7 protein-coding genes, 13 tRNA genes and 2 rRNA genes (1 of these 22 cut by a window edge) are annotated in these 10100 nt (G+C 57.1%); 3 read left to right on the forward strand and 19 right to left on the reverse strand.

What is annotated here, in order from left to right; all coding sequences use genetic code 11:
- Nucleotides 1–5: 5 nt before the first annotated feature.
- Nucleotides 6–269: a hypothetical protein gene (locus QU667_RS11135; RefSeq protein ID WP_304987237.1), complete on the reverse strand. Its 264-nt coding sequence runs from the start codon at nt 267–269 to the stop codon at nt 6–8.
- Nucleotides 266–772, reverse strand: coding sequence for a hypothetical protein (locus QU667_RS11140; protein WP_304987238.1), 507 nt, complete (start codon nt 770–772; stop codon nt 266–268). The genes QU667_RS11135 and QU667_RS11140 overlap by 4 nt, the downstream gene beginning before the upstream one ends.
- Before the next feature lie 187 nt (nt 773–959).
- On the opposite strand from QU667_RS11140, the gene QU667_RS11145 reads away from it, so the two are divergent.
- Both QU667_RS11145 and QU667_RS11150 read left to right on the forward strand, forming a co-directional pair.
- Nucleotides 960–1883: an LPP20 family lipoprotein gene (locus QU667_RS11145; RefSeq protein WP_304987239.1), complete on the forward strand. Its 924-nt coding sequence runs from the start codon at nt 960–962 to the stop codon at nt 1881–1883.
- Between the two features lie 118 nt (nt 1884–2001).
- The gene (locus tag QU667_RS11150; protein WP_304987240.1) at nt 2002–2223 is read left to right on the forward strand and encodes a TOBE domain-containing protein; all 222 of its coding nucleotides are present in this window, start codon (nt 2002–2004) and stop codon (nt 2221–2223) included.
- A gap of 124 nt (nt 2224–2347) precedes the next feature.
- Here QU667_RS11150 and QU667_RS11155 read toward each other — a convergent pair whose 3' ends face one another.
- Together QU667_RS11155 and QU667_RS11165 are read right to left on the reverse strand one after the other, a co-directional pair.
- Nucleotides 2348–3019 carry a trimeric intracellular cation channel family protein gene (locus tag QU667_RS11155; RefSeq protein WP_304987241.1) on the reverse strand — a complete coding sequence of 224 codons (672 nt, stop codon included), beginning with the start codon at nt 3017–3019 and terminating at the stop codon, nt 2348–2350.
- 172 nt (nt 3020–3191) lie between these two features.
- The gene (locus QU667_RS11165; protein ID WP_304987243.1) at nt 3192–4505 is read right to left on the reverse strand and encodes a lipase family protein; all 1314 of its coding nucleotides are present in this window, start codon (nt 4503–4505) and stop codon (nt 3192–3194) included.
- A 342-nt stretch (nt 4506–4847) separates the two neighbouring features.
- Between QU667_RS11165 and QU667_RS11170 the strand changes: the two genes are divergently transcribed.
- On the forward strand, nt 4848–6842 hold the full coding sequence (locus QU667_RS11170; protein WP_304987244.1) for an autotransporter outer membrane beta-barrel domain-containing protein: 1995 nt from the start codon (nt 4848–4850) through the stop codon (nt 6840–6842).
- Between the two features lie 406 nt (nt 6843–7248).
- Here the strand turns inward: QU667_RS11170 and QU667_RS11175 are convergent.
- The 15 genes from QU667_RS11175 to QU667_RS11245 all read right to left on the reverse strand — a co-directional run.
- Nucleotides 7249–7334: transfer RNA gene (locus tag QU667_RS11175), tRNA-Leu, on the reverse strand.
- A 16-nt stretch (nt 7335–7350) separates the two neighbouring features.
- Nucleotides 7351–7436 (reverse strand) — tRNA-Leu (locus QU667_RS11180).
- A 28-nt stretch (nt 7437–7464) separates the two neighbouring features.
- Nucleotides 7465–7550: transfer RNA gene (locus QU667_RS11185), tRNA-Leu, on the reverse strand.
- Between the two features lie 21 nt (nt 7551–7571).
- Nucleotides 7572–7658, reverse strand: a tRNA-Leu gene (locus QU667_RS11190).
- An 11-nt stretch (nt 7659–7669) separates the two neighbouring features.
- Nucleotides 7670–7743: transfer RNA gene (locus tag QU667_RS11195), tRNA-Gly, on the reverse strand.
- A gap of 1 nt (nt 7744) precedes the next feature.
- Nucleotides 7745–7820: transfer RNA gene (locus QU667_RS11200), tRNA-Thr, on the reverse strand.
- A 46-nt stretch (nt 7821–7866) separates the two neighbouring features.
- Nucleotides 7867–7942 (reverse strand) — tRNA-Phe (locus tag QU667_RS11205).
- Nucleotides 7943–7949: 7 nt separating this feature from the next.
- Nucleotides 7950–8026: transfer RNA gene (locus QU667_RS11210), tRNA-Asp, on the reverse strand.
- Between the two features lie 14 nt (nt 8027–8040).
- A tRNA-Val gene (locus tag QU667_RS11215) sits at nt 8041–8116 on the reverse strand.
- Between the two features lie 6 nt (nt 8117–8122).
- A tRNA-Lys gene (locus QU667_RS11220) sits at nt 8123–8198 on the reverse strand.
- A 21-nt stretch (nt 8199–8219) separates the two neighbouring features.
- A tRNA-Lys gene (locus tag QU667_RS11225) sits at nt 8220–8295 on the reverse strand.
- A gap of 40 nt (nt 8296–8335) precedes the next feature.
- A tRNA-Gln gene (locus tag QU667_RS11230) sits at nt 8336–8412 on the reverse strand.
- Between the two features lie 35 nt (nt 8413–8447).
- Nucleotides 8448–8523, reverse strand: a tRNA-Asn gene (locus QU667_RS11235).
- Between the two features lie 4 nt (nt 8524–8527).
- Nucleotides 8528–8644 (reverse strand): 5S ribosomal RNA (gene rrf / locus QU667_RS11240).
- Between the two features lie 217 nt (nt 8645–8861).
- Nucleotides 8862–10100: ribosomal RNA gene (locus QU667_RS11245) — 23S ribosomal RNA — on the reverse strand; it runs 1994 nt beyond the window's last position.

Here is a 10100-nt window from a genome sequence, read left to right on the forward strand (position 1 = left end):
CAGGGCTATCCCTCACCGACGGAAGGAACGCGCCGGAAGCCGATCCTGTGCTCGACGTTCTCCTCCGTATAGCTGGAAGCCCAGACAGAAATGTCATTATCCTCTTGCTCGTACAGCAAGCTCCCTTCTGCCTCAAGCTCATGCAGCGCAGTCCCCACATCCTCTATGGATGCCACAAGATAGCGCGAGAACTTTTTGAGGTCTAAATGGAAGCCATCCGGCGCAGCGGCTACAAGCCCGATGAGAGCCCCTCGTACAAAAATCCTCATGACGTACTCCCCCCACCAATCTGATCGCCCCATATCTCGAGCACATCTGCGCCGAGATAGTTGGCGATCTGCATTGCGACTAACGTCGGCGGCACTTCTGCATCGGTGTCATCCTCATATCTCTTATACAGATAAAGAGGTATACCGACGGCTTCCATTACCTGCCCCTGCGTGATCTTCTTTTGTGCACGAATTTGCCGCAGCCGATTCCCAATCCGGCGCTGCCGCTCCGCAAGAAAAGGACTGTTCTCTACAAAGGTTCTTCCGCAGTCTTGGCAGCGATACCGTCGGCGGTTGTAAACATATCGCTTCGTGGCATTTGGAATCCCCTGTAACGTCTGAAGTCGGTACTGATGCACGTCGGTATGATGCGATCCGCACGAGGGACATTTCACATCATCGACACGGGGGATGTGGAAACGTATCTCATCTTCCGTGCGAATCTCGATGCACTCCTCTGGGAGCGAATCAACATAGCGGACAAACTCAGCAGGTTTTATCATTCTGATCTCACCTCTTTTCGCACAAAAAAATAAATGTTGCAGGACACATAATGTGTCTCCACAACATTTATCATAGAGCCGAATTTTTTATTTCATTGCACTCTCATGAAATACTAATAATATTTTCACCCCTTTCTATCCTTTATTTGAGATATTCGATATAGACAGATATTAAGGAGGAATATTTATGCACATTGTAAAATCCTTCGCACTTGCAGCGCTCATGCTTGCGCTCATCATCTGCACCTCCGGCACGAGTGCGGCGGCGGCGCAGTGGGACGGCGGCAACATCCGCGCCCAAGGGCTCGGCATCGCACCGCCGAACACGGTGAGCTACGCACAGGCGCGCGCACTTGCACGCCGCGCGGCGATCACCGATGCCTACCGTCAGCTCGCCGAGCAGATCCAGGGCGTGAGCGTCGATGCGAACACGACGGTCGAGAACCTCATGGTGACGAACACGACCGTCAGCACCCACGTCAGCGCACTCATCAAGGACGCGCAGATCATCGAGGAAAAGTCGCAGTCCGACGGCTCCTACACCGTGACCATCGAGATCCCCGTCTACGGTGCGGACTCCCTGGCAGGCACGATCTTCACCCCGAACAAGACCCCCGAGCGCTGGACTGCGCCCGAGAGCGTCTACGCGCCCTACAAGCCCGCAGCCTACGACACGAGCGGCAGCGGCACCTACGACCGCGGCAAAACCACAACGACCGCAGCCGCACCGGCACAGCGCACGCCCGCTTCCTCCTCTGCCGCAGCAGCGCCCAAGGGACGCGCCGTCGGCGGCTACACCGGGGTCATCATCGACTGCACAGGGCTCGGTCTGCGCCCCGTCATGAGCCCCGTCGTCAAGACGGACAGCGGCCGCCCCATCTACGGCTACAAGAACCTCGACAGTGACAAGGTCGTCGCAAACGGCATGGCATCCTACGTCCGCGATGCGGCAGATGCGACGCGTGCGGGCACGAACCCGCTGCGTCTGCGTGCCGTCGCCGTGGACAGCGGGGCGAACCCCGTGCTCTCGGCGGACGATGCGAACCGTCTGCTTCTCGAAAACGGCGCGAGCGGCTTCCTCGACGCGACGAACGTCGTCTTTATCCGCTGATCTCTGAAAAACATCAAAAAAAGCAAAAAGCCCCGCATGATTTGTGACATAAATCACGAACAATGTGGGGCTTGTGTGTTATACTGTAAAAGTTATCATGAAAAAAGGGGGGAATCACATGAAACTCAGTGCACGCAATCAGCTCAAGGGCAAGATTGTCTCCATCGAGAAGGGTGCCGTCAACGGCATCGTCGGCATCGAGCTGAAGGGCGGCGACGTCATCACCTCGACCATCAGCCTGAACTCCATCAACGAGCTCGGTCTTGAGGTCGGCAAGGAGGCGTATGCCGTCATCAAGGCGACGTCCGTCATGGTCGGCGTCGATCATCATCACTGCTAAGACATTCTCTTGCAGCAAAACCCCCGCACATCGGATCATCCGACGTGCGGGGGTTTTTTGCAATCTTAGCCTTCTCGTCGGAACAGGGGGAGACACGGTCAGCATGACGGAAGGGACGCTCCCATTATTCCTCCACGTGATGCTCACGATGCCGCTTCGGCGGACGCGGGTGATAGAGGCTCCAATTCCAATGAATCGCTGCAAAACGGACAAGGAGAACCAGCACGAACGCGAGCCACGAGTCCGCCTCCACCCCGAGCGTAAAACGCAGCGCACAGAACACGAACGCACCGACAAGGGATGCCGCCGCATACACCTCGGCGTAGAGCACGACGGGCATCCGCTGCGCGAGCACATCGCGGATCATACCACCGCCGACCGCCGTCGTCGCCGCGAGCAGGATCGGCAGGACAAAACTGTCCTCCCCGCCGACGCGCACACCCGTCAGCGCCCCCGTGATCGTAAAGGCGGCAAGCCCGATCGTATCCGACACATTGAAAATCGTGAGGAGGCGCTGCCGCCGCATACGGTGCAGTGCCGTCCACTGGTAGAGGAACGACGTTGCGAGAGCCACCCCCACCGAAAGCAAAAAATTCGTTGTGTCGCGCAGCGTCATCGGCGGCGTGATGCCGACCAGTACATCGCGCACCATCCCTCCGCCGACCGCCGTCGCCAGTGCCAGCACCGAAATCCCGAAAATATCCATGCGGCGCGAGATGCCGACCAGTGCGCCCGACACGGCAAAGGCGAGCGTCCCGATGATGTCGAACAGCCGCCAGAGGTCTTCTACGACCATGTTTTCATCCTTCCCCTTAAAATGGCATTTATAAGGAATCGCCGATAAAATGAAGTCCGTCAGATTGGCGCAGATTTTTCGTTCGGTCAAGGAAACAAGCCGGACGCATGGTGGAATCTATGCGGAGGACTTGTTGACACAGAGAGGGCGGAAAAGATGCCCAAGCTGATCGTCAGTCCTGCGCGAACAGATACAGCACCGTCTCAATCGGCGTGAGCATTCCCGTCCGTGCCGAGCGGGATGTTGCCGCAATCAGATTCCCGTCCATATCGTAGACCGCACGCTCCAGCGTCAGACGGTACGTCTCGCGTGCATCGCGGATCTTCGCCCCCGCAATCCGATAGGCGACCATCTGCTCCGCCCCCGCCGCGCGTGCCGCCGCGAGATGATCGCGCAGCCCGCTGAGCATCCCATCCGCCGAGAGCCCTCCACCGCCCGCCGCGAACACGATCGCAGCATTCTGCACATGGAGCGCGTCCCGCAACACCGCCATCATATAGGGCGCATCCTCCGCGAGCGTTTCGTCCAAGTCCGTCTCAACCGGCGTGACATAGAGCGTATGCCCCTCCGCACGGTTCGGCAGCCCCATCAGAAAGAGATAGGCATTGTCGCCACCGTACGCATCATACAGCTGACGAATCGCCGCATCCACATAGACGATCAGCGCATGGGGGAACTTCGCCACAGACCGCGCAGGAGACCACGGGATACGCTGCCCGAACTGCCGGAAGCCGAGCGGCGCGGCAAGCACATCCTTCATCGGATCGCCGCGCATCACCACACGGTGCAGCGTAAATCGCCCCTCATAGCGACGCACAAACGCCGCATTCCCCACGGCAGGTGCACCGAACGTCGTCACAACAAGCTGCTCTGGTGAAACACCCAGATCCGAGAGACGCGCCGCCGCAAGGACTGCCGCCGCTCCGCCGAGGCTGTGCCCCGTCAGATAGATCCGCATCGAGGGATGTGCACGCAGCTCCGCCGCCAACACCTCCCCTGCCGTCCGATTCCCATATGCAGGCAGCACATCCGTAAAGAGTGCCGCCTGCGTGTAGTCGAGGAAGCCACGGTGGACGAGCGGCATCTCCCTGCGCTCCGTCACACGCATATCGCGCACGGCAAGGAACTCCGCAGGACTGTCCCCGCCGAACGCGGCACGCCCGAGCCGCAGATCCGTCCACACATCACTCCCGCGCTCCGTCCCCGGAAAGGCGATGAGATGCGTCTCCGCTCCATCCTCATCCGTCCGCACCATGTGGAAGAACCGTCCGACCGTCCCCTTTTCCCCCGCCGTCTCATACGATGCAATCCGCCAGCCCGCAGCGACGAGACGCGCACGCAGCAGCTCCGGCAGCTCCCCACTGTACGCCGCCTCCGATGCCGCCGCCGTCACGAAGAGCAGCGAAGGGAGATCAGAGGGTGCAGCCAGCACGTGCAGCGGCGCAAGAAGCACCGCAAAAAACACCAAAAATCGCAAAAAACGCATCCCCGCCCCTCCCCTCATACAAAATCAAACGCTGTCATTATAGCATTGAAGGACATTTTGTTCAATCATGGGAAGAGCAAAGGTGTGTCCGTCCCAAAAATCCATCACTTTCATACAAAAACACATCACTTTCTGCAATTCTCTTGTCGCAAATAAATTGCTTTGTTAAAATAAAATATCAACGGGAATTTCTGCATATAAGGAGGCAAACCTCATGAACCATCCATTTTTACGCAAACAAGCGTCCCCCCCCCACGGACACTTGTCCCTCGCATCCTCGCGGCTCTCGCGGCGGGTGTCGTCACGCTCGGCGCACTCCCCTGCGCCTATGCTGCACCACCCATGGTCCGCTCCGCCGTCACGGAGAATATGGACCTGCCCGATGGCGTTGCGGGCAGCATCGACGGCTCTGACGCGACCATCACGGTCGGCACAGAGGGCGGCGGCACATTGCCCGTGCTCACAAATGGCAGCAGGGGTGGGGATGTCAGCGGTTTATTCTACAAGGGTGCTGTGGCAAATACGTCACGTGAGTCACCATTTACGCTGCAGGGCGGCAGCGCTGTCATCCACAGCGGCACGATGCGGAAGGTCTACGGCAGTAATGCCGAAGTCAAGGCGGTGCTGAATCAGTATCATGAGGGGGATGTCTACGTGCAGGTCACGGGGGGCAGCGTCACGATTACGGGCGGTGAGACCAGCTATGTGGCCGGAGGATACGTTCGTGCAGGGAGTGCGGAGGTGAGGAGTGTACCAGAGGGTACAGTATGCGGGAATGTTGTGCGTCTGCAGGGGGGAACGCACACAAAGGTCTACGGCGGCGTAATTGAGGGTCCGGGGTATCAGTCAAAATGCTTCGCCGAGGGCAATACGGTCTATATCAGCGGCGGCACATATCGTCCCGAGGGGCTCATCGCGGGAGGCATGGCAACTGCCAAAGACATCTGCAAAGTCTGCAACAACACGATCGAGATCACGGGTGCGCCCGGGCCGCTGCCAAAGCTGATCGGTGGGATTGTCCGTGGAACCGACAGCACTAGTTTAGAGAACAATGCGCTGATCGTACGCGATACGAAGGGCATCACGGCAGTCTCTGCGGAACATTTCCAGAAATTCGTCTTCTATGTGCCTGCAGGTCTTGCCGCAGGGGAGCCGATGCTCACGCTCACCTCTGCGACGCAGGATGTCAAACTCGAAGGAGCTGTCGTCGAGGCGCATCTGCCGGGCAGCGTCACGGCGCATGATCTGACGCTCCTCCGGACAGACGCCCACATCACCACGGACGCAGAGACCAAGATGACGGTCTACGAGGGCATCTCGGGGGGCATGCTGACAAGTACGATATATGTGGACAATACGAAGCAAAAACTCATGGTGCGGCGTGACGGATCGTTCCTATTCACCGGCGTGGACAATGCGAAGTCCCTCGCCGAGACGATGGCAGGTTCGGCGGCATTCCTCGGTACGGGCGCAAATCTCTTTACGGACGCGGGGCTGCGCAGTGCATCCACGGAGGCGGCGACGACGAGCGGCTTTGCCCCCTTTGCCGCGCTCGGCGGCGCGTCCCTGCGCCATGAGACGGGCTCGCACGTCGAGATGAAGGGCATGAACCTCGCCGTCGGATTCTCGCGTGAGCTAAAGCGTGGGAACGACCGCCTTCTCTTCGGTCCCCTCGTCGAGTATGGGCGCGGCAGCTATGACAGCTACGTCAACGCGGTGCACGGCGACGGCACGGTCAGCTACCTCGGCGCGGGCGCATTCCTGCGCAGGGAACAGGCGAACGGGCTGTTCTACGAGGGCAGCCTCCGATTCGGACGCACGAAGATGGACTACAACGCCGACCTCCCGGTGGGATTCAGCAAGCTCCACACCTCCTACGATACGGATGCAAACTACATCGGCGCGCATCTGGGGATCGGACGTGAGATCACGGCGGGCAGCGGGAACAAGCGCGAGATCTATCTGCGCTACTTCTACACGCGTCAGAATGCGGCGGATGCAACGCTCTCCACGGGCGACCACTATACCTTCGACGCTGTGGACAGCCATCGTCTGCGGACGGGCGTGCGGTGGACGATGCCACGGACGGGCGGCGCTCTGATCCTCGGCACCTCCATGCAGTATGAGTTCGGCGGCGACACGAGCGCGACCTACCATCGCGCGGGCGGGCTGTCCTACACCTCGCCGTCCCCGTCGCTCAAGGGATTCTCCGCAAGCGTAGAACTCGGCTGGAAGGCATCCATCGGCGAGAATGCCTCCACCAATATCAGCGTCGAGGGCTGGGCGGGCAAACAGCGCGGTGTCGCCTTGAACGCCGGCTTCAACTGGAAGCTCTAAAGTGCAAGAGACTGCAGAACTCTTGTTGGCAGGTAATCTGTAAATTCACACTTGTCAAGTTGTCTGCCGGCTGTTATAATGAAAACAGAAAGAACGCCCCAGGCGATACCTTTCCGAATCAGATCTAGTTAAACATAAAGAATAACCGCTCCGTTTCTCAGGTCAGGGCGGTTATTTCTTTTTGTTTATCGCTAAAATATATCCTGTGGCGACGACGAGCAATGCGATCGCACCGATTTCAGACATATCCGCTCACCCCCCTTCGGGGGAAAGATACCGCCTTTTGCTTGGGACGTTCCATCTCTATTATATGGAATATATACAATAAATGTCAAACATATTTTTCAAAATGAATTTACACAACCAAAAAACCGTCGTAGTTTCCTACGACGGTACTTTTTCAAAATGGTGCGGTTGATGGGACTTGAACCCATACGTCTTGTGAACACTACCCCCTCAAAGTAGCGCGTCTGCCAATTCCGCCACAACCGCATGCTATAAAGTTAAATGGTGCGGTCGAGAGGACTTGAACCTCCACGATGTTGCCATCACTAGCGCCTGAAGCTAGCGCGTCTGCCATTCCGCCACGACCGCGTGACTATCAAATTGTAAAGAAAAAGGATGGTGCGGTCGGTGGGACTTGAACCCACACGTCTTGTGAACACTACCCCCTCAAAGTAGCGCGTCTGCCAATTCCGCCACGACCGCGTGACAATCGAGTATGATATTTGGTGCCGAGGACCGGAATCGAACCGGTACGATCTTACGATCGGGGGATTTTAAGTCCCCTGCGTCTGCCTGTTCCGCCACCCCGGCGAAATGCAAAATGGAGCGGGTGATGGGAATCGAACCCACGTGACCAGCTTGGAAGGCTGGGGCTCTACCATTGAGCTACACCCGCATGGAGCTGGCGAGAGGACTTGAACCCCCAACCTGCTGATTACAAGTCAGCTGCTCTACCGATTGAGCTACGCCAGCAGCATTGCACAAGCGGCACGCGCCGCAGACGCTGTAGGATACGAAGTGGTGCCTCAGAGCGGAATCGAACCACTGACACGGGGATTTTCAGTCCCCTGCTCTACCAACTGAGCTACCGAGGCATAAAAATGGCGACCCGAAGGGGACTTGAACCCCTGACCTCCGCCGTGACAGGGCGGCATTCTAACCAACTAAACTACCGGGCCGTTGTTGTGTACCTTGGTGGGCGATGACAGGATCGAACTGCCGACATCTTGCTTGTAAGGCAAGCGCTCTCCCAGCTGAGCTAATCGCCCATATAATGGTGACCCACCACGGAATCGAACCGTGAACCTACTGATTAAGAGTCAGTTGCTCTGCCAGTTGAGCTAGTGAGTCATAATAGGTAAAAGAAAATAGTGGTGGCTCACCCGGGACTCGAACCCGGGACCCTCTGATTAAAAGTCAGATGCTCTACCAACTGAGCTAGTGAACCTTTATCAGCGCCACAGTACCCGCCAAAAAAGGGTATAATTTGGCTGGGGTAGTTGGATTCGAACCAACGGATGCGGGAGTCAAAGTCCCGTGCCTTAACCGACTTGGCTATACCCCAACTATCCAAAGCGGCAGCGCCGCCAAAATACAAAATGGCTCCTCGAACTGGACTCGAACCAGTGACATTCTGATTAACAGTCAGACGCTCTACCGACTGAGCTATCGAGGAGTGATTGCGGCAACTACCTACTCTCCCACGTCGTCTCCAACGAAGTACCCTCGGCCTTTGAACGCTTAACTACTGTGTTCGGAATGGGAACAGGTGGAACCGTTCAGGCATCATCACCGCATACTTGAGTGCTTGTCCACTCAAAACTTCACAGAAGAAACTATTTCAAGCAAATTTTACGGCTTATACCTCTTCACACTTACGTTATTGTAATGTGTTGAGCGCGGTCAACGTCATCCAATCACACGTCGCTCTCGCTCGTGTTCTTGGGACGTTTTCGCGTACGACCTGTTACCCGTTCAGCTTCATCCTACGGATTCGCTTCTCGGACAGGTCAGTAAGTCAAGCCCTCGACCGATTAGTGCTGGTCAGCTCCACACATTGCTGTGCTTCCACACCCAGCCTATCTACCTTGTCTTCTTCAAGGGGTCTTACTTCCTTTTAGGAATGAGATACTTCATCTCGGGACGGGCTTCACGCTTAGATGCTTTCAGCGTTTATCCCTTCCGGACGCAGCTACCCGGCCGTGCCCTTGGCAGGACAACCGGTACACCGTTGGTCCGTCCACTCCGGTCCTCTCGTACTAGGAGCAGCCTCCCTCATGTATCTTACGCCCGCGATGGATATGGACCGAACTGTCTCACGACGTTCTGAACCCAGCTCACGTACCACTTTAATGGGCGAACAGCCCAACCCTTGGGACCTGCTTCAGCCCCAGGATGTGATGAGCCGACATCGAGGTGCCAAACCTCCCCGTCGATATGGACTCTTGGGAGAGATTAGCCTGTTATCCCCAGGGTAGCTTTTATCCGTTGAGCGATGGCAATTCCACTCTCTTTCCACCGGATCACTAAGCCCTACTTTCGTACCTGCTCGACCCGTCAGTCTCGCAGTCAAGCTCCCTTCTGCCTTTATGCTCTTCGCGCGATTTCTGTCCGCGCTGAGGGAACCTTTGGACGCCTCCGTTGCTCTTTCGGAGGCGACCGCCCCAGTCAAACTGCCCGCCTGGTACTGTCCCGAATGCTGTTAACATTCCGGTTAGATCCTTAGCATATAAAGGCCGGTATCCCAACGGTGACTCCGATAAATCTGGCGATCTATCCTCCCAGTCTCCCGGCTATCCTGTACGTTATATGCCAAAGACCAATGCCAAGCTGCAGTAAAGCTCCATGGGGTCTTTCTGTCCAGTCGCGGGTAACCTGCATCTTCACAGGTATTTCAATTTCACCGGGTCCCTCGTTGAGACAGTGCCCAAATCGTTACGCCTTTCGTGCGGGTCGGAACTTACCCGACAAGGAATTTCGCTACCTTAGGACCGTTATAGTTACGGCCGCCGTTTACAGGGGCTTCAGTTCGCTGCTTCACCTTACGGCTAACAACTCTCCTTAACCTTCCTGCACCGGGCAGGCGTCAGCACCTATACTTCAGCTTGCGCTTTCGCAGGCACCTGTGTTTGTGGTAAACAGTCGCTTGGGCCTCTTTTCTGCCGCCGACAACAGCTCCAACAGTAAATGTCTTCACCACCATCGGCCATCCTTTTCCCGAAGTTACGGATGCATTTTGCCGAGTTCCTTAAC

Origin of the sequence: Selenomonas dianae, assembly GCF_030644225.1 — a bacterium.
Taxonomy (GTDB): Bacteria; Bacillota; Negativicutes; order Selenomonadales; family Selenomonadaceae; genus Centipeda; species Centipeda dianae.

What these genes read in the sequence shown, in the direction of transcription:
- QU667_RS11135 (WP_304987237.1), bottom strand. Translation starts at nt 269, where the DNA reads ATGAGGATTTTTGTACGAGGGGCTCTCATCGGGCTTGTAGCCGCTGCG.
- QU667_RS11140 (WP_304987238.1), bottom strand. Translation starts at nt 772, where the DNA reads ATGATAAAACCTGCTGAGTTTGTCCGCTATGTTGATTCGCTCCCAGAG.
- QU667_RS11145 (WP_304987239.1), top strand. Translation starts at nt 960, where the DNA reads ATGCACATTGTAAAATCCTTCGCACTTGCAGCGCTCATGCTTGCGCTC.
- QU667_RS11150 (WP_304987240.1), top strand. Translation starts at nt 2,002, where the DNA reads ATGAAACTCAGTGCACGCAATCAGCTCAAGGGCAAGATTGTCTCCATC.
- QU667_RS11155 (WP_304987241.1), bottom strand. Translation starts at nt 3,019, where the DNA reads ATGGTCGTAGAAGACCTCTGGCGGCTGTTCGACATCATCGGGACGCTC.
- QU667_RS11165 (WP_304987243.1), bottom strand. Translation starts at nt 4,505, where the DNA reads ATGCGTTTTTTGCGATTTTTGGTGTTTTTTGCGGTGCTTCTTGCGCCG.
- QU667_RS11170 (WP_304987244.1), top strand. Translation starts at nt 4,848, where the DNA reads ATGGTCCGCTCCGCCGTCACGGAGAATATGGACCTGCCCGATGGCGTT.